Here is a 19,635-nt window from a genome sequence, read left to right as displayed (position 1 = left end):
CGTCGCGCAACCGCTCGGCTCGGCGTATACGGTGATGGTGGCCTCGCCGGATTATCTGAAACGCCACGGCACGCCGCTCACGCGGGACGAACTGGGAGTGCATGCTTTGCTCATGCTCGAATCGCCCGTATCGCCCCCTGACGAATGGCACCTCGAAAGCGAAGATGACGCTCGAATCTGGAAAATCCCCAAGTCGTCGCTGCAAATCAATGTGCCCGATGTGCTGCGTACCGCCTTACTCGCTGGAGCGGGCATCGGCACACTCGCGACCTACACGGTCGTCGACGATCTCGTCGAAGGAAAGCTGGTGCGCGTGCTGCCCCACTATCGGCTAAAGCCGTTCACTGTGTTCGCCGTCTACCCGTCGCGTCGCTACCTCGATGCCAAAGTTCGGACGCTGCTCGAACACCTGCGCTCGACGCTCTCGCCTTCCTTGAAAAGTGCCATCGAGCGCGTCGAGCGAGTCGCCCGCGCCGATACTCCGCAGACGTGAAGCGTTGCGTCGCCGGGCGAGGCAGCTCGTCTCGCATGCATGCCGGCGGCGCTTTCCCCCCACCGCCGGACGACCCGCCTTCAGGCGGATTACGTGCAGCCCCATCAAAAATCTTTATCTTCGTCACCGGCTTAATTGCACGGCGGCCGCTCAATAGACTGATTCCCAACCGATAGATGTTTGCCACGGTGTTGGCGTCTACCGGATCACTTATGGGAGAACCAGTCATGAAACGCATCCTCATTGCTTCACTGCTCACCGTCACAACCGCCTTGCCTATCGCGGCCTTTGCCCAATCCGGTCCGACTCGCGCGCAGGCGCGGGCTGAACTAGTCGAACTGCAACAGGCCGGCTACCGCGGCACGACATCCGACGCTACGTACCCGTCCGAATTGCTCGCGGCCGAACAGCGCGCCGCTGCCCTTCACGCATCGCGGACAAACAGCGTAGCCGACAGCGGCTACGGCCTGTCGACATCCGGCTCGAATGCAGCCGGCCGTCGCACGGCGGTTTGGGCGGCGACCACGGACGCACGCTCGATCTATTTCGGTCAATGACGGGGAGTACGCCATGAACAACCTCCAGGTCACTCACCACACCGTTGTCGCGAACGGCATCCGCCAGCACTATGTTGAAGCGGGCGCGGGCGCACCCGTGGTGCTGCTGCACGGCTTTCCGGAAACGCATTACGCCTGGCGGCACCAGATTCCCGTGCTCGCGCAACATTACCGGGTGATCGCACCGGATTTGCGCGGTTATGGCGAAACGGAAAAACCCGCAGACGGTTACGACAAGCGGACGATGGCCAACGATCTACGTGCGCTCTTGCGCGAACTGTCGATCGACCGCGTTGCGCTCGTGAGCCACGATCGCGGAGCACGTGTGGCGACGCGCTTTGCGAAGGACCATCCGGAAGCGGTCGATCGCCTCGTCGTCATGGACAACGTGCCGACGCGCATCGTCGCGCAGTCGATCAACGCGCAGATTGCGCGTGCGTACTGGTTCTTTCTGTTCCATCAAGTCCCCGATCTGCCCGAGACGCTGATCGCGGGCAAAGAGCGCGCATGGCTGCGACACTTATTCTCGGACTGGTGCTACGACCCGCACGCGATTTCGGGAGAAGCCTTCGAGACCTACGTTCGCGCCTATGAAGCGCCGGGTGCCGTGCGCGGCGCAATGGCAGATTACCGCGCGAATCCGGTCGACGTCGCGCAGGACAAGAGCGACGCGTACGTGCTGATCCAGGCCCCGACGCTCGCTCTGTGGGGCGAGGAATTCTATGCGGTCGGCAAGATGTTCGACATGGCGAGCGTATGGAAAGGCATGGCCCGGGACGTCGTCACGCAAGCCATTCCGCGTGCCGGCCATCTACCGCATGAAGAGCAGCCGGAAGTCGTCAATCAACTTTTGGTCGACTTTCTAAAAGATTGGAAAGGCTGATGCTGCTCGACGCCGACGCGCGCGAGAAGATATCGCTCGCCGCCTGCCCGGCAAGCGACTTCTCACGCTCGGTGGCGTTGCGGAGCTGGCAGTCAACCTAAAGATGACCAATCACGCGGCCGTGGAATGTCGCAACATCTGGCCGGTAAATTCCTGCTCGCCACCGGCGTCGTCCGGCGCGTACTCGCTACCCGCCAACGCAGTAGCGCTGTTGAAAAAGTCCCGCGTATAGGTACTCGGCGTCTTTCCGGTAAACGACGTAAACGCCAGGGTGAATGCCGCGACACTATTGAACCCGACATCAAGCGCGGTCTGCGTAACAGACAGCCGCTTGAGCGTCAGCAGTTCAATGGCGCGGGTCATCCTCAGTTCCCGGAGAAAGCGGCGCCAGCTCATGCCGAGCTCGTCCTGAAAGTATCGGCGCAGCGTACGCACGGAGGTGCCGGCTGCCTCCGCCGCGAGCTCGATCGTCACCGAATCGAGCCGCGTCCGGCTATAGGCGATCGCCCGCTTGAGCTCGGCGGACTCCCCGAACGGAATCCACATCATCCGCGAGCACTGGAACCACTCTTTGCAAAGCAACCCTAGCGCATTGAAGTACGCGTCGGCGACGGGATCGTCCGCCGCACGATCCCTGTCCCAGCGCAACGCGTAGCCCAGCATTTCCTTGGCCAGCCCATTGATGGGGGCGGCCCAGCATCCTTCGTGCTCCCAAACAGTATGTTGCGCGCTCAGGTGTGCGACGGTGACCACGGCGTCCGCGCTCGAATAGATGCGGTAGGGCCTGCTGTGCGGAATGAAGATCATATGCGCCGGGACCAGCACCCATTGGCCGTGCGGCCCTTCGACTTTCACCCTGCCTTGCTCGATGCCAAGGATCTTGTTCTTGGGGTCGCCACGCGAGCCGATCACCGCGTTGCCCGTTTTGACCTTTTCGACACATTCCGCGAAGTCGTCGGTGCATTTGAACGGATTGACCCGGTCGTCTTCCGGCATCACCCAGTCAACCCGTGCACTGTCACCTTTCATGGCGTCTCTCTCCAATGTGTCTCGGCCGTCCAGCCGGGTGGCCGAATTTCGATGATGCGATGGCCGGTTTTAGTTTGGTCACCGTTCGTGCGCCGTCCAATAATTCTAAAAACAAAAAAACACTACAGCAAACACTGAATTCGGCCAACCGGCCTACATGGAGTGAGACATGGAAGCAACCCATTCGGAAGAAAGGGCCGGCGGCTTCTCGCCACCCGCGCCCATTCTCGCGGTGCAAGGGATCAGCAAGCGATTCAATGGTGTACCGGCGCTTCAGGACGTCAGTTTCGATGTCAGCCCGGGAGAAATCGTGGCGCTCCTGGGTGAGAACGGCGCAGGAAAGTCGACGTTGATCAAGATACTGGCCGGCGTTCATCCGCCGTCCGGCGGACGCTTGCTCTTCCGCGGCGAACCAGTCGATGCACGGGATTTGCACGGCCGGCTCGCCTTCGTCCACCAAGACCTGGGGCTCGTCGACTGGATGACGGTCGCGGAGAACATCGCGCTCGCCACAACGTTTTGCAGGAAGCGCGGCCTGATCGCGTGGCGCGAAGTACGCAAAAGGGCGCAAGCAGCGCTTGCGCTGGTAGGCGGCGATATCGACCCCGACCAGCGCGTATCGACGCTATCGAGGGCCGAACGATCGCTAGTCGCGATTGCGCGCGGCCTGTCGAGCCGTGCCGACCTGCTCGTGCTCGACGAGCCGACGGCGAGCCTGCCGGAGAGCGAAGTGCAGAGACTGCACCAAGTGCTGCGCAAGCTCCGTGAGCAGGGCGTCGCGATGATCTACGTGTCGCATCGTCTCGATGAAGTCTTTGCGCTGTCGGACCGGATCGTGGTACTGCGCGATGGCCGGCGCGTGGCCGATCAGAAGACGTCCGCCACCGAGCCCGCCCAGCTGATTCGTCAGATCGTCGGCCGCGAGCCCGATTCCGTGTTCGTTCGTCCGTCCAGCACCGCGGCGGCGCCCGTGGCGCTGTCGGTTCGCCGCCTTTGCACGGAAGAGGCCGGCCCGTTGAACTTCGACGTACGGCGCGGCGAGATCCTGGGTCTCGTCGGGCTGCGCGGCGCGGGCCACGACAACGTGGGCAAGGCGCTCTTCGGTGCCGAGCGCATTCTATCGGGCACGGTCCTGCTCAATGGCCGGAGCGTCGACCTTTCGACACCCGGGGCCGCGTTGCGCAACGGCCTATGCCTTGTCGCGGGCGACCGCTATGGCGAGTCCGTGGGGCCGGGCCTCAACGTTCGCGAGAACCTCTTTCTGAATCCGAAGGCGACAGGACGCAAGCTGTTCGCGCTGCGTTCGGCGGCGAGCGAGGCCGACGAAGCGTTGGACCTGGGCCGCCGCGTCGCCCTCAAGCCGAACGATCCGAATGCGCTCATCGAAACGCTCTCGGGCGGAAATCAGCAAAAGGTCGTGATCGCGCGATGGTTGCGCATCGGTGCCCATGTCCTCGTGCTGGAGGACCCGACCGCCGGCGTCGATATCGGTGCGAAGGCGGAGATCTACACGTTGCTTGGCGAAGCGGTGCGCACGGGCATGGCCGTGATACTGATCTCATCGGACTTCGAGGAAACCGCGCAGATATGCCACCGGGCGCTCGTATTTCGCAACGGCGCGATTGCCCGCGAAATGCCGCTCGAGCAGTTGAGCGTTTCCGAGCTGCTTCATAGCGCATCGCTCGACTACGGCATCGCGCCGTCCGCCGTCCACTCCCTGAACGCTTGAAACCCCATCATGCAATCGCTCAAATCCAACGCTCTCGAGCCGACGCGCCGCGAACTGGCGGCCTTGCCACCGTTTTCCCGGGTGCTGCGGCTGTTGCCCGTTTTCGGGCTGCCGATTCTCACGTTCGTGCTGATCGCCGTGTTTTCGGTGGTGTTGCCGGACACGTTCCCGACCCTGCTCAATGCACGCTCCATCATCGGCGACAAATCGATCATCGCCATGCTTGCGCTTGCCGCGATGATTCCGATGGCAACCGGCCGCATCGATCTGACGGTGGGCTATGGGATCGTGATGTGGCACATCCTCGCAATCAGCCTGCAAACCACCTATGGGCTCGACTGGTGGGCTGCCGTGCTCATCGTGCTGACGCTCGGAGCGCTGTTGGGGCTCGTCAACGGCCTGCTCGTGGAGGTCGCGCAGATCGATTCGTTCATCGCGACGCTCGGCACCGGCACGGTGCTGTATGCGCTTGCCATGTGGCATACGGGTGGCAGGCAGGTCATCGGTTCGCTGCCGGACGCGTTCACGTCCCTCTTCTCGACGTCGCTCTTCGGGCTGCCGATTGCCGCCACCTACGTGGTCGTGCTCGCCGTCGTGCTGTGGGTCGCTGCGGACTATCTGCCGATCGGCCGCTACTTCTACGCTATCGGCGCGAACCCGCGCGCCGCTGCGCTCAACGGCATTCCGACTCGACGCTACGTGATGCTCGCGTTCGTCAGCTCGGGCCTGCTCACCGCGTTCGCCGGCGTGGTGCTGGCCGCCAAGCTGCGGATCGGTCAGGCGAGCGTCGGTCTCGACTATCTGCTGCCCGCTCTCGTAGGCGCATTTCTCGGCTCGACGACCATCAAGCCTGGCCGCGTCAACGTGTGGGGAACGATCTTTGGCGTATCGATCCTTGCCGTAGGCATTGCGGGCATTCAGCAGATGGGCGGCGACTTCTACGTCGAGCCGCTCTTCAACGGCGCCACGCTGCTGATCGCGATCGGGATCGCCGGATATACGCAGCGGCGCCGCCGCAGCCCGCGTCGCAGAGCGCCTGCAACGGCCAACGCCGGCGCACACACCGCCACACAAACGCCCGAGGAGAACTCGCCGTCCAAAACGTCGAATTCCTGATGGTGGCAAGCCATACCTTCACTCAAAAACACACTGGAGACGTCATGAAACGAGTACTCGCATCTTCCGCGGCGGCCATTTTTCTGGCCGCTACGTCCGCCAACACCTACGCGGCCGACGACATCGTCGCGCAGGCGAAGGCGTACACGGCCGACGTCATGAAATCCAGCCAACCTTGGAACGGGCCCACGACGGGACCGGCCGCTCAGCACAACAAGACCATCGTATTCGTGTCGGCAGACCAGCGGGACAGCGGACCGCGCGGGGTCGCCGAAGCCGTAGAGCAGGCGGCGAAAGCGATCGGCTGGAACTACCGGTTGATCGATGGGCAGGGCTCGATCTCGGGGCGCTCCGCCGCGTTGAACCAAGCGATTGCGCTCAAGCCGGATGGCATCGTGCTGGGCAGCGTCGATGCGAAGGAGCAGGCGGTGCTGATCCAGCAGGCCGCTTCGCGCGGCATCAAGGTCGTGGGCTGGCACTCGCTGTCGAAGCCGGGCCCGGCGCCGCAATACGGCATCGTCACCAACCTGGCCACCGATCCGCTCGATGTTGCAAAGGCCGCGGTCATGTATGTCATCGCCACGTCGAACGGTAAGGCGGGCGTGATCATCTTCACGGACTCCACCTACGAAATCGCCACGGCCAAGGCCAATGCCATGGCCGCGCTGGTCAAGCAGTGCTCAGGTTGCCAGTTGCTGAGGGTCGAAGACACGCCGCTCTCGGATACCGCGGCGCGCATCCCGCAGCTTTCGGCGACGCTGCTGCAGCGCTATGGCGCAAAGTGGACATGGGCGCTGACCATCAACGACATGCCGTTCGACTTCATGTCTCCTGCGCTGCAGCAAGCCGGCTACAAGGGCACGGGACCGCTCCTCGGCGTCTCGGCCGGCAACGGCAGCGAATCCGCATTCCAGCGCATTCGCAACCACGACTATCAGGCCGCGACCGTCGCCGAGCCAGTATCGCAGCAGGGGTGGCAAGCTGTCGACGAGCTGAACCGCGCATTTGCCGGCGCTCCGGCAAGCGGCTATGCGGCGCCCGTGCATCTCGTCACCGGCTCCAACATCGCGTTCGACGGCGGAAAGCAAAACGTCTACGACCCGGACAACAACTACCGCGATATCTATCGGCATATCTGGATTACCAAGTAGTAGTGCGAATCTACTGAATTTAATTTGGTTATTCGAACGACGCTCAACGAAAGCCTATCCATGAAACACGGAAGAAAGCCATGACACATTCATCGAACGTGAAACCCGACTTCGCGCGCAACATGCGTTTCGTCGGGTACAGCGACCAGGATGGCCGCGCGGACGGCGTGCAACTGATGGTTCACAAGGGATACGCCTACATCGGTCATATGTTCTCGAAAGGTTTCAGCGTCGTCGATGTTCGTGACCCGCAAAGCCCAAAGGCCGTCGCCTACATGCCGGCGCCGCCCAATACCTGGAATATCCACCTGCAAACCCACGATGATCTGCTGCTTGTGATCAACGCCAAGGATATGTTTGCCGCATCGGAGTTCCAGGACGAGCGCGAATACTATCAAGGCGCCTTGGGCAGGAAAGTCGGGACGGCGCAAGCGCCGAGCGGGTCGAGAAACTGGCGCGCGGGCCTGGCTGTCTACGATATTTCCGAAGGCGCTAGCCCTCGGGAGATCGGCTTCATGCCGATCGAAGGCGGCGGCGTTCATCGGCTCTGGTATGTCGGCGGGCGGTGGGCCTATGCCTCGGCGCTGATCGACGGCTTCTCCGATTACGTGTTCATTTCCATCGATATGTCGGACCCGACCCGCCCACGCGAAGCGGGCCGATTCTGGCTGCCCGGGATGAACGTGGCAGGCGGCGAAACGCTGTCGTGGGACGCGTCCCGCCGCTACGGCTTGCATCATCCGGTCGTGCATGGCGATATCGCATATTGCGCATGGCGCGATGCCGGGCTCGTCATGCTCGACGTAGCGGATCGCACCGAGCCCAGACTGCTGGCCCATCGGAACTGGTCGCCGCCGTTCGGCGGCGGGACGCACAACTGCCTCCCTTTGCCCGATCGCCATCTGCTTGTCGTGCTAGACGAGGCCGTGCTGGACCATCAGGAGGACGGCGAGAAGTTCATCTGGATGTTCGATGTCCGCGAACCGTCGAACCCGGTGAGCATTGCCACGTTCCCGAGTCCCGGCGAATCCGACTTTCGGAATAAGCCCGGCCACTTCGGCCCACACAATCTCCACGAGAACCGCCCTGGAAGCTTCGTCAGCTCGGATTTGATCTTCGCGACTTATCAGAATGCCGGCGTGCGTGTCTTCGACATCCGCGATGCGTTTCGGCCCGTCGAGGTCGGCGCCTTTGTTCCGCCCGAGCCCAAACGGCTGATGGATCATCGGCCCAACCGGTCGAAGGTGGTCCAGTCGTGCGACGTGTTCGTCGATGCGAGCGGACTGATCTATTCGACCGACTACAACGGCGGCCTTTATATCCTCGAATTCGACGGCTTGTGCTGACGCATCACCATGAATGCGGATTCCTTCGTGATGTGAATCGGCCATCTCTGTCAACTCATCTCAGGCAAGCGTTGAAGACACATTTGCAGCAAGCCGGCGGCCATGCATCTCGCGCGGCGGCTGGCGTTACGCATTGCTGGATCGATAGCCTTTTGCCGGCGCGCAGCTCAACGGGCGACTCGCGTTGTCCGCTCGCGAGCAATGCGAAAGCCGTCGCTGAGTTGCGGTCAGCGGTTTGACGAATAATAGAAATTCCCCTCCGGAATACCTTCCCGCCCGTCGTCACCAGCCCGCAGGCCCCAGGGGAGCGAAACCGCCGGAGCCGTTGATGGGAAAGGCCGAATCGATCCCGGACTCGCTTGTTGAGCGACTTCTTTCTTCCGCATCGACGTGACGCCACGTCTAGGCGCTTCAAGGTATCATCATAGTCATCACTGTCAAAGATCAAGATGATGCGAGGCTTCATCTCGGTGTAGGCCGGAAGCGAGCAGATGTTCAACGCAGCGCGAACACGTGCCCGGCCCGCGGCTACGCCGTTTGACTAAATAACCCCCTATCCAATCCAGGAGTGAAAGCATGAAGAACGCCGTCCTCAACGTAGCTATTCTCGACGACTATCAAAACGTATCGCTGAGCATGGCGGACTGGTCGCCGCTGAACGGGCGCGCGAACATCAGTGTGTTCAACGATAACGTGGCCGACGCCGATGCCGTGATCGACCGGTTGAAGCCATTCGACGTCGTATGCGTGATGCGCGAGCGTACGCCGTTGCCGCGCGCAATCCTCGAGAAGCTCCCGAACCTCAAGCTCATCGCTTCGACAGGCACTGCTAATGCGTCCATCGACGAAGCCGCCGCCGAAGCCCTTGGCATCGCCGTTCGCCATACAGGCTATGCGTCGACCCCGACGATCGAGTTTACGTGGGCGCTCATCCTCTCGATGGCCCGTAGCATCCCGCTGGAGAATCAGTCGTTGCGCACGGGCGGATGGCAGGTCTCACTTGGCGACGAGCTGGCGGGCAAGACACTGGGGCTGCTGGGGCTTGGGCGCGTCGGATCGGCGGTCGGCGCGATTGGAAAAGCTTTCGGAATGAACGTCGTCGCCTGGAGCCAGAACCTCACGCCAGAAGCCGCCGCGGCGCACGGCGTTCAGTCCGTCACGAAAGATGAGTTGTTCTCAAAGTCGGATTTCCTGTCCATTCACGTCCGCCTCAGTCCTCGCACCCATCATCTGGTAGGCGCCGCCGAGTTCGCGAAGATGAAGCCGACGAGCCGCCTGATCAATACCTCTCGTGGTCCGATAGTCGACGGGGCCGCGCTCCTCGAAGCGCTCAGGACAGAGCGAATTGCCGGCGCCGCGCTGGACGTCTACGACGTCGAACCGCTCGAAAACCCGCACCCGCTGCGCGAACTGCCCAATGTGCTCGCCACACCCCATATCGGCTATGTGTCGAGAGAGCTGTACCGTACGTTCTACGGCGACACGGTGCAAAACATCGTTCGCTGGCTGGACGAAGACGGTTACGCAACGAAGAACTAGCCGAAATGCCGGCGCGGCCCCTACTCGTCCGGGAAGCCTGACGGTCGAACCTATCGGACAGTATCCAAGCCCGTATTTTATTCTTGTCATCGATGTCAAACATTACTATAGTGTCGTTACTGGTTTCGACGAGAACCGGGATCCGTGATCTTGTGCGACACGTGATGCAACGGCGTCGATTGTCACCTGTTAATTAGGATTTTGAAATGATCAAGGCTAGCAAAAGAACACCTGATGAGAAGGCGGTTCCGTATCAGCATCCTCAGCCGCCGGACATGTCTGCCGACATCGTGCATGCCGGCGTGCTGGACAAATGGCTCGAGGACGACAACCTGTGGGTGCCGATGACGCAATCGGTGTCGTTCAAACCTCTGCTTCTCAGCGCGAGTCAGGGTTACTACATCAACTTGCTTCGCGTGCGTCAGTCCGGCGTGCTCTCGCGGCATCGTCACACGGGTCCAGTGCATGCGATGGTTCTGAAAGGACGCTGGTACTACCTGGAACATGACTGGATCGCCGAACAGGGATCTTATGCCCACGAACCGGCTGGCGAGACCCACACGCTTTATGTGCCCGACGACGTCGAGGAGATGATCACGTGGTTTCACGTGACGGGCGGCTACACCTATGTCGATCCGGAGGGAGTCGCCGTCGGCTACGAGGACGTGTTCACCAAGATTGAAGCGGCACGCAAACACTATGAGGCGATCGGTCTCGGCGCCGATTACGTCAAGCAATTTATCCGCTGAATCGTGTTGACCTATTCAGAGAACTTGAATCCATGCAAAGAAAGACTGTAGACGTAGCAGGCACGTCGGCCAGCTACCTCACGGCCGGCGAACAAGGCCCTGTCGTGCTGATGCTCCATGGCACATACTGGAGCCGTGTGTGGCAACCCGTCATCGACGATCTCGCAGCCGCGGGCCTGCGCCCCATCGCCGTGGACCTGCCCGGCTTCGGCCGTTCCGGCGGCGAGCTTGCGGTGGCCGACGCCTCGATTCCGGCGCTCGCCGACTGGGCGGCGCAGTTCCTGCGCGCACTGGACATCACGGGTCCAGTGGGCGTCGCCGGCCACGATATTGGCGGCGGTATCGCCCAGCGTTTCCTGGTCGACGGCAAGATCGAGGTGAGCCGCCTCGCGCTGATCAACGCCGTCATGTTCGATTCGTGGCCCGTTCCCGGCGTCGCGCGCTTTCGTGATCCGGACGTTGCGGCTGCCACTACGACCGAGGATATTTTGGCGGCGCGCAGGAAATCGGTCGTCACAGCGTTGGCCCGTCCCGCGACCGAAGCGGAAATCGCCGAATATCTGGAGCCGTGGACCGATCCGCGGGTGGCACGCTCGTGGCTCGCCCTTGCGGGTGCCGCATACAGCCATTACACGATGGATCTCGTCCCGGCCCTGCGTGCGTCCGCGATCCCCAAGCTGCTTGTTTGGGGAGAAGACGACAGCTTCCAGCTGGTCCAGCACGCGGAGCGTTTCGTCAAGGAGATTCCGAATTCCTCGCTCATTCGCATCCCCGCGGCGGGTCACATACCGATGGAGAACGACGCCAAAGCCGTGGCGCGCGCCTTGATCGAGTTCTTTGTGTAGCGCGCCAGGCGCGGCAACCAGGCAACGTCGATCCGCGACATCTCCCCCGTCCTGATTGCTGCGCCCAGTCGCCTCCCTACCGAACCGATTAATTGCGGCGAGTCTGAACGAACGTCCTTATGGTCACCCGGGTCGGACCATCGTATCGATAAGCGCCGACGCCGTTTGCCTGAGACGCTTCGGGTCGCTGTACACGCGTTCCATCACGGCGATTCCACGCGTCATCGTCACGATGATGCGTGCAGCCTGACGCGGCGGAATGACGAGTTGGGCGCGCGCCTCGGGGGATTGGAGAACACCGACCAGGACATCCTCGAGTTCGTCGAGCATCTTCTTCACCAGTTCCTGCTGGCGCGGCGACTCCGAGGCGATCTCGACGGCGATCTTAGTCGAAAGGCAGCCGCGCGCAGGCGAGCCTTGTGTGATCGAACGAATTGCGAACACGAAGAATTCGACCAGTGCTTCCCGCAAGCCGGCCTTGTTGAGTGCCACGCGTGCGTCGGCAACGAAGCGGTCGGCGTAGCGCTCGAATACCCGCGAGAAGATCTCTTCCTTGTCGCCATACGCGTTATACAGCGATCCGCGTTGCACACCCGTCGATTTCGCCAGATCCAGCATCGAGGTCGCGCGGTAACCTTTAGCCCTGAATACCTCCAGGGCCTGCTCGAACGCGCTGTCTTCATCGAATTGTCGGACACCTGCCATGAGTCTCTCCCACCGTACATGAATTCCGCCGATATTTTACACCTATGACAAAGATGCACAACCAGCGCCTTTTGTTAGCACGACATGCGAAGGTGAAGCGCTTAATATTCCGCGGCGATCTGCCCGAAAATATTTCATGGACTATCGCGTTAACTGAGCACCGTGCGTGCATCGGCATCGCAGCTATCGGCGCAGCGCTCGAATACCCGCAGGAGGATCTCTTCCTTGTCGCCAAGCAGGCTTTCGAATCAAACCTCATTCCGTCGCGCAATGATTGTTATTCCTCCCGGTACATAGCGGGCTTCGTGACCCCCGGTTAATCTTCGAGAAGAATGCGGCCGATACGCGCTTTTGGACAGCCGCTGCGACAAGACTAAGACATTGGAAGTCAGATCCAGTAAATCACGAGGAAGTGACCGTGCACGACATCTATACGCTCTACGGCGCCCAGATTTCCAACTATACGGCTAAGGTGAGGTCGTACCTCATCTTCAAGGGCATCCCATTTCAGGAAGTCGTTGCGTCCAATGCTGTTTACGACAACTTTCTCGTCCCGCGGATCGGCTATCGAATGATGCCCGTCCTGCGGATGCCGGAAGGCAATATGCTTCAAGACTCGACCGACGTTATCGACGAGATGGAGACACGTTTCCCGCTCGTTTCCGTCTATCCGTCCACGCCGATTCTGCACTTCGCTAATCTTCTGGTGGAGGCTTACGCTCATGATTGGGTGCGCATTCCGGCTATGTACTACCGATGGGCGTTTCCCGAGACGAACTATGAATATTTGAAGGCCGAATTCGGCCGCATGTACGAGCCGATGGCCCAGGCCAGCCAGCAATTGATCGTCGGCGAGCAGAATTGTGCCTGGGCCCGTGATCGCTTGCCGTCCCTGGGCATAAGTCCGGAGACGGCGCCCGAAATAGAGCGATGGACGGAGAATCTTCTCGGCTGGCTCGAGGCACACTTCGAAGACCATGACTATCTCTTCGGTTCGCGGCCGTCGACCGCGGATTTCGCCTTCATGGGGCCGCTATATGCCCACTTGTATCGCGATCTCTATTCCTCCGCGCTGTTGCGGCGGGATTTCCCCAACGTCGTGCGTTGGGTGTTGCGCATGAATTCGCCCGCCAAGGGGCCCGGTGAATATTTCAGCGAGGACGAGGTCCCGGAAACACTGATGCCGCTACTGCGGCATCTGTTCGCAGAATACGTTCCGGTCGCCTGTGACACGATCGACCGCGTGGCGGACTGGATCGATGCGAATTACTCGAGCCCGATTCCCCGGCTCCTCGGCACTCAGGATTTCACAATCGGCAAGGCACCCGGTAAGCGCAATGTGTGGACGTGCATTCAATACATGTTCCAGAGGCCGTTATTCTATTACCAGCGCGCGCCGGAAACAGTAAAGCGCAAGATGAACCTTCTGCTCGCGCGCATCGGGGCGGATATCAAGCTCGACAAGGTGGTACGGCATCCGGTGCGGCACCACAATCATCGGCTGGTGGTAGACAGATGAGCGAGCTTGAACCCGACGGCACACCCCGACTCACGACGTGCTGCCGATGTGCGTACACAAGGTGAAGTGGAAGGTGGCACCCCGAGGCGCTCCGGAGGTTACCCATATTTTTCCTCCATGCGCTTCGATGATTGACCGACAAATCGATAGCCCCATCCCCAGTCCGCTGGATTTGGTCGTGTAGAAGGCGTCGAAAACATGCTCAATGCTCGTCGGGGTGAGACCGGGACCCGAATCCCGTACTTCGACCAATACGCCCTCCGGCACGATAGCAGTGCTGATAAACAGCTCTCGCGGTCCTTCGTCGATGTCGCCCATTGCTTCGACGGCGTTGATAATCAAGTTCAGGATCACCTGCTGCAATTGAACGCGATCTCCTTCAACAAGTGGTAAAGCTTCCATGAGTTGCGTCCGCACCGAGACGTGGTTCTTTATCGCTTCGCCATGAGTCAGGGCAATGACCTCAATGATCGAATCGTTGATCTCAACGGAATCTTTCCTGGGAGGCGTCTTCGTGACAAGCGCACGAACCCGGGTGATGACATCGCCAGCTCGCTTACCATTCGCGACGATGCGAGCGAGTGCCTGCCGGACCTTTTCCATATTCGGCGGCTGAGCGTTCATCCAGCGCAATGCAGCGTCGGCGTTGGTGATGGCCGCCGCGATCGGTTGGTTGACCTCGTGGGCAATCGAGGCCGACAGTTGCCCCATCGTCGCGACACGGTTCGCATGTGCCAATTCGATCTCTATCTCGTGGTACCGCCGCTCGCTCTCTCGCGCTGCTCTATCGGCCCTCTTGCGATCGGTGAGGTCGACCACAAAGCCGACGCCTTCGTCCCGCCCCTCCTCGAAGCTCGCAGCACCCACTAGCACGGGAACCCGGTTGCCGTTTTTCTGAAAGTACTCTTTCTCATAGGGGCTAGCGATCCCGGTCGCTTTCAGCTCCGCCTCTCTGCGGTCGTCGGCATCGCGCCATTCGGCCGGCGTCAGTTCCCGCCAGCGAGGGCGGCCCGAGATGAGATCCTTGCGGTCGTATCCCAAGAGGCGCAGGAAGGCTTCATTGGCATCGATGATCCGCCCTTCGGTGTCCCAGATGAAGATGCCAATAATGTTGGCGTCGACGAGACGCCGGATCTTCGTTTCGCGTTCCAGAAGGTCGTTGTAGAGCCGTGCGTTCTCCAGGGAGATAGCCGCTTGTGACGCCAGGATCTCTAACACCGCAGTCCGAGCGGGTGTGAACACGTGCGGTGTCAGATTGTTCTCGAGATAAAGCAGCCCGACGAGCCTGGACTGCTTCATCAGTGGCAGACAGAGCACCGAGCGCGCGTGCTCCTGATGAAGGTACTGATCTGCCGAAAACGGATTCGGTGCCGAGGCGTCGTCCAGGATCACGCTCTGCTGCGTTCGGATCACGCTTTGGAGAATGGAGTCGGGCAGTGAGGCCGATATCGCCGTTTCTTGCCGAAGTTCGACCTTAACCGCCCTCTGGTCAAATTGCGCCTTTGCTTCGATCCGTAGCGTTTCTCCCCGCATGAGAATAAGCAGCCCGCGCTCAGCACCCGCATGTTCGATCGCGATGCTCATGAGCGTTTTGATAAGTCTGCCGTGTTCGATTTCTCCAGAGACGGCCTGCGATGCCTTGATCACACTGGCGACATCGAGTTGTGTGACTGCGGCGTCAAAGACCGTTGTGAAAAGTGTCGGCCTTGGCTCGTCGCTCAGATTTCCGTGAAACTGTTCGATCTGGCGGATCTTACCTGCGGCCCCCCAGCGGGCATAACAGTGGCGTGCTTCTTTAAGATGTGCGAGGCCTGCGGTCGTAGATCCGCGGTCAAGATAGAAGCGTGCGGCAAGCTCGTGGGCCATGCCCTCGTTCTGGACGAAGCCGTTGTCGTTAGCCGATTGAATGGCCTGTTCAAATAGCCGCATGGCTTCGACATCCCGTCCTGCGATGCGGGCGATCTCGGCCGACACCAGTGCGTACTTGTCGCCAAAGGTCGGTGCATTATTTTTGGCCCACTCGAGCAGATCTCCCTGGTGCCTTGCCAACATGTCGCGCCACAGCGTCTGATTTTCGGCGGATGCCTTTTGGTACAAAGCCGCCATCGTCAGTGCGGCATAGTAACAATACTCGAGCATCTGGATTTGATTGGCGCCTGCCCCAAGGAACGACTTGGCATTGTTGGCGGCTGCCAGAGCTTCGGCGTAGTTCCCCGACAGGAATCGCGCCTTCAGTTTGATAATCCAGTACCAGCAGATCAGCAAAGGCATCCGGTCCGCGGTCAGCTGCGACTCGAAAACCGCTTCGTCGAATTCCCCGCCGCTAAACGTGGAAAACGCCGCTGTCCGGCCTTGCATAGTGGCGATGAAGCGCCGCTGAATCACAATAATGTCCGCGATGTCGCGAAATCCCGATTTCGTCACGAAGGCCAAACCCCTCTCCGACTCACGCCATACCGCGTCTAGCGGATCGTTCCGCAAGAGAAGGTCCATGAAGGACAAATATAAGCTGTAGCAAGCGTAAGCCGGGTCCCCCGTCTCGTTTGCGATGCGAAAAGACTCGCGGTGAAATTCCAGCACATCCGAGATGGGTCGCGTCCAGAAAACGCAGGCTGCCATCAGGTAGTAGGCCTTTGCTTTATAGGCGATATACCCGTGTTTTTCGATCAGATCGCACGAGAGCTTGACGAACCGATATCCGTCTTCGTAACGGTGAAAAGCCATCCCTAAGAGATGCCCGAGGGCAGCATAGCCACGCGCGCACGCGCCGCTCATCCCGTATACCATGCTGAGATTCACCAAGCGGCACTGCAGCAAGCAATACAGGTTAGCGTCAGTGAACAAGGCGGAGGTATGCAGCGCCGCGAGTATTTCTATGGCAGCCTGCAATTCGTCGTCGACCATCAGCGGCAGGTCGATAAAGCTCTCGATCGGCCGGCCATCGAGATTGCGCCAGACCGTGTCGTATTCGGACTGGAGTTGCGCTGCGCTCGGGTGCGCCGGGATGTGGATGCCGAAGAGACCCAGGCACGTGAGTGCGCTGTCGACGCCTTGCGGGTATTCCCCCTTGACGACATGCAATTCAACCTTCAGGTGATAGACAGCTGCCAGGTCGATCTTCGACTCCCCGTGCTGCAGCAACTCCCCAATCAGCTGCTCGGCTTTGCCGAGGTTACCGGTCAAAAACTCGCACTCGGCGCTTTCGAGCCAGAGGCTGAACATCAGCTTATGATGGCCGGCCCAGCCGTTCTCACCGAGCAGAGCCATGCCGGCCGCGAGATAAGCGCTCGCGGACGCATAAGCCGCCGACCCCTTGGCCTTTCGCCCGGCACGCAGGTTGATCGTGGCCACTTGGAATTTCTCGTTGCCGTCGGTCAACGATGCGGCGCCACGATTGAGCTGGTTAGCGACTTCGAATAGATGGTCGTCAAGCTCCCCGATCGTAATGTTCGCCAGCAGCGCGCGCCCTATCCTGAGGTGGAGTTCTGGAAGGCGCTCTTCCGCTATCAGTGAATAAGCTGACTGATGGATACGGTCGTGAAGAAATTTGTAAGCGCCGTCCTGGTAAATGATGAGGCCAGCGCGAACCGCTTCCCAAAGTGCCTCATGGATGGTCTCCTCCGGCGCCTCTTGAACCCGAAGCAACGTCGCAACCGATGCGAAGTTCCCCAGGCAAGCGAGCCGTATCAGGGCCTTCTGTGTGGTGGCGGATATCCGCTTTAGCTTACCGATCATGAGAGCTACGACGTTGTCGGTGTAGCTCTTGGCGCGTATCTTTTCCATGTCCCATAGCCACGCTTGCCGAACTGCGTCGTATACGAGCAATCCCTCCTCCGCCAACGTGATAAGAAACTGATTGACGAAGAACGGATTGCCACCCGTCTTATCTTGAACTAATTCCGTCAATAGTCTGCAGTCCATAGGTTCACAGCGGAGTGTGTCGGCGACGAGCTGGCAGACATCGTCGAGCACGAGAGGGGCCAGCACGATGTCGTTGACTCGCACACCGGTCTCCCGGATCGCATGTATGGTTTGCATGAGCGGCTGTGCGGGATTGACCTCGTTGTCGCGATAAGCGACGACCAGCAGCAGATGCGTCACATCAGGATGCGTAATCACGTGCTCGAGGAGGTCAAGCGACGCTTTATCCAGCCATTGCAAGTCGTCAAGAAACAGGACAAGAGGGTGCTCCCGCCGCGCGAAGACGCCGACGAAGCGCCGAAAAACCAGCTGGAAGCGGTTTTGTGTGTCCTGCGGCGGTAGGTCCGGGACCGGCGGCTGCGGTCCTATGACGAGTTCCAGGTCATGAACCAGATTGACGATAAGTTGACCGTTAGGGCCAAGTGCCTCGCGCAACGCGTTTCGCCATTGGCCAAGTTCGCTCTCTCCCAGATTCAGAAGCGGTCGCACAAGGCTCTGAAACGCTTGGGTCAGGATGGCATAGGGAATGTCGCGCTTGTACTGTTCGAATTTGCCCGATGCGAACAAGCCGTGCGACGGGGTGAGGACCCTGTGGAGCTCGCTTACCACTGAGGATTTGCCGATGCCGGAGTAGCCGGACACGAGCACGAGTTCGACTGTGCCATGGGTCACGACCCGGTCGAATGCAGTGAGCAGCATTTCGATCTCGCACTGCCGCCCATACAAACGCTCCGGGATCATCAGGCGGTCAGACACTCCCTGGGTGCCGAGGGAGAATGGGTCGATCCGGCCTGACGACTCCCATGCCGTGAGGCATTTGCGAAGGTCAGCCTCGACGCCGGCGGCAGTCTGGTAGCGCGCCTCGGCGGTCTTGGCGAGCAGCTTCATGACGATCGCCGAGAGTGGCTCGGGTACGTGAGCGATCATCTCGCTGGGCGAAACAGGCTGCCGCGCGATATGGCAATGCACCCACTCCATGGGATCGGCGGCCGTAAAGGGGAGTTTCCCCGTAAGCATTTCGTAAAACGTGACCCCGAGCGAATAAAGATCGCTCCGCGAATCGACCGAGCGGTTCATGCGCCCGGTCTGTTCGGGGGCCATGTAGGCCAACGTGCCCGCTATGAACGCCGGAGGCTGAGGCACCTGGCGTTCCCGCGGAAGACGCGACGCGATGCCGAAACCGGTTAGCCAGACCTCATCGGTCGCGGGGTTTACCAGCACATTGGCCGGCTTGATGTCCTTGTGAATGAAGCCGCGTTCGTGCAGTCGATCAAGGGCGAAAGATAATCCGATGGCCAAATGCAGAAATGTACGCACCTCCATCGGCCGGCCGAGATAGCGGTCAAGCGGCTCGCCGCCGGGGTCCTCGAGCACGAGCATCATGTGGCCGCCTTCACGGACCAGTTCTAGCGGCCGCACTGCCCACGCGCCGCCGAGTTCATCCTTCAGCCTGAATTCGTGCGCGAGACGATCCTCGCTGGCGGGGGCGGGATGTTCGGCGGCGGCCCTAGCTACCAGTACGGTGCTGCCGCACTCATCGCCCCGGCGACGCTCTCGATAGAGGACGCGCTCGCCATCGTCCGACAAGACCTGGAGACTGTTACCCATCGGCATCGTCCTATGTGGGTTGACCCGACGCGCCCTGCCGTTGGGCCACCGCTACCATTCGACTTAAAAGCGGACGCCCGTGGTCGTCTACCTGACTTTGGCGAGGTGCACTCCAAAAGTAATTGCAGATGGCTGCCGTCCGCTTACAGCAACATGTGCAAATGCGGTGAACGAGTATATGCTTCGTCCATCATACCGCCACAGGGACCTGGTCTAAGATGCCTGATTCCAGCGCGATCCGCCCCCTAAGACAGGATGCCCTCTCAACGTCCCTTCATATCATATTGCCCTACTCCGACCAAGGGAAGTCCACGCCATTTGGGCGAACGTCGACCCGCCCTTCGTCGCCCTGAGACAACCTATAATTATCTGCAGTCGACGAGACAAAGGAATCTGCTCGCGGCGAGCAGAGCTCCGGCGATGCAATGCTTTCATAGCAGCCTAA

15 protein-coding genes are annotated in these 19,635 nt (G+C 60.4%); 12 read left to right on the top strand and 3 right to left on the bottom strand.

Annotation, left to right across the window (positions count from 1 at the left end):
- The 3 genes from J3489_RS34175 to J3489_RS34165 form a co-directional block, all read left to right on the top strand.
- The coding region (locus J3489_RS34175; RefSeq protein ID WP_207005239.1) for a substrate binding domain-containing protein at positions 1-493 on the top strand (493 nt) is incomplete at its 5' end.
- A gap of 227 nt (positions 494-720) precedes the next feature.
- Positions 721-1,050, top strand: a complete 330-nt coding sequence (locus tag J3489_RS34170; protein ID WP_207005238.1) for a DUF4148 domain-containing protein — start codon at positions 721-723, stop codon at positions 1,048-1,050.
- Positions 1,051-1,063: 13 nt separating this feature from the next.
- Entirely contained in the window at positions 1,064-1,933 is an 870-nt protein-coding gene (locus J3489_RS34165; protein WP_207005237.1) for an alpha/beta fold hydrolase, read from the top strand.
- Positions 1,934-2,044: 111 nt separating this feature from the next.
- On the opposite strand, the gene J3489_RS34160 is transcribed toward J3489_RS34165, so the two are convergent.
- Positions 2,045-2,929, bottom strand: coding sequence for a helix-turn-helix domain-containing protein (locus J3489_RS34160; RefSeq protein ID WP_207005236.1), 885 nt, complete (start codon positions 2,927-2,929; stop codon positions 2,045-2,047).
- 202 nt (positions 2,930-3,131) lie between these two features.
- On the opposite strand from J3489_RS34160, the gene J3489_RS34155 reads away from it, so the two are divergent.
- The 7 genes from J3489_RS34155 to J3489_RS34125 all read left to right on the top strand — a co-directional run bounded on the left by J3489_RS34155 (position 3,132) and on the right by J3489_RS34125 (position 11,437).
- Positions 3,132-4,691: a sugar ABC transporter ATP-binding protein gene (locus J3489_RS34155; protein WP_207005235.1), complete on the top strand. Its 1,560-nt coding sequence runs from the start codon at positions 3,132-3,134 to the stop codon at positions 4,689-4,691.
- A 9-nt stretch (positions 4,692-4,700) separates the two neighbouring features.
- On the top strand, positions 4,701-5,807 hold the full coding sequence (locus J3489_RS34150; protein WP_242540538.1) for an ABC transporter permease: 1,107 nt from the start codon (positions 4,701-4,703) through the stop codon (positions 5,805-5,807).
- A gap of 44 nt (positions 5,808-5,851) precedes the next feature.
- Positions 5,852-6,958: a substrate-binding domain-containing protein gene (locus tag J3489_RS34145; protein ID WP_207005234.1), complete on the top strand. Its 1,107-nt coding sequence runs from the start codon at positions 5,852-5,854 to the stop codon at positions 6,956-6,958.
- Positions 6,959-7,038: 80 nt separating this feature from the next.
- Positions 7,039-8,304 (top strand): LVIVD repeat-containing protein, encoded by a 1,266-nt coding sequence (locus tag J3489_RS34140; RefSeq protein ID WP_207005233.1) that lies wholly within the window; start codon positions 7,039-7,041, stop codon positions 8,302-8,304.
- 576 nt (positions 8,305-8,880) lie between these two features.
- Positions 8,881-9,843, top strand: coding sequence for a D-2-hydroxyacid dehydrogenase family protein (locus J3489_RS34135; RefSeq protein ID WP_207005232.1), 963 nt, complete (start codon positions 8,881-8,883; stop codon positions 9,841-9,843).
- Between the two features lie 206 nt (positions 9,844-10,049).
- Positions 10,050-10,592, top strand: a complete 543-nt coding sequence (locus J3489_RS34130; RefSeq protein WP_207005231.1) for a 2,4'-dihydroxyacetophenone dioxygenase family protein — start codon at positions 10,050-10,052, stop codon at positions 10,590-10,592.
- 32 nt (positions 10,593-10,624) lie between these two features.
- The gene (locus J3489_RS34125; RefSeq protein WP_207005230.1) at positions 10,625-11,437 is read left to right on the top strand and encodes an alpha/beta fold hydrolase; all 813 of its coding nucleotides are present in this window, start codon (positions 10,625-10,627) and stop codon (positions 11,435-11,437) included.
- A gap of 123 nt (positions 11,438-11,560) precedes the next feature.
- On the opposite strand, the gene J3489_RS34120 is transcribed toward J3489_RS34125, so the two are convergent.
- Complete coding sequence (locus tag J3489_RS34120) at positions 11,561-12,142, bottom strand: TetR/AcrR family transcriptional regulator (protein ID WP_207005229.1); 582 nt, start codon at positions 12,140-12,142, stop codon at positions 11,561-11,563.
- A gap of 44 nt (positions 12,143-12,186) precedes the next feature.
- On the opposite strand from J3489_RS34120, the gene J3489_RS34115 reads away from it, so the two are divergent.
- Together J3489_RS34115 and J3489_RS34110 are read left to right on the top strand one after the other, a co-directional pair.
- A complete protein-coding gene (locus J3489_RS34115) occupies positions 12,187-12,462 on the top strand; it encodes a hypothetical protein (protein WP_207005228.1) in 276 nt (91 codons plus the stop codon).
- 98 nt (positions 12,463-12,560) lie between these two features.
- Positions 12,561-13,661 carry a glutathione S-transferase family protein gene (locus J3489_RS34110; protein ID WP_207005227.1) on the top strand — a complete coding sequence of 367 codons (1,101 nt, stop codon included), beginning with the start codon at positions 12,561-12,563 and terminating at the stop codon, positions 13,659-13,661.
- Between the two features lie 30 nt (positions 13,662-13,691).
- Here the strand turns inward: J3489_RS34110 and J3489_RS34105 are convergent, their stop codons facing one another.
- Positions 13,692-19,190: a trifunctional serine/threonine-protein kinase/ATP-binding protein/sensor histidine kinase gene (locus J3489_RS34105; RefSeq protein WP_242540536.1), complete on the bottom strand. Its 5,499-nt coding sequence runs from the start codon at positions 19,188-19,190 to the stop codon at positions 13,692-13,694.
- Positions 19,191-19,635: the final 445 nt, after the last annotated feature.

The sequence above is a fragment of the Trinickia mobilis genome, from assembly GCF_017315705.1.
GTDB classification, from domain to species: domain Bacteria; phylum Pseudomonadota; class Gammaproteobacteria; order Burkholderiales; family Burkholderiaceae; genus Trinickia_A; species Trinickia_A mobilis.
Note: the sequence above shows the minus strand (reverse complement) of the source record. Positions and strands in the feature narration are given on the sequence as shown.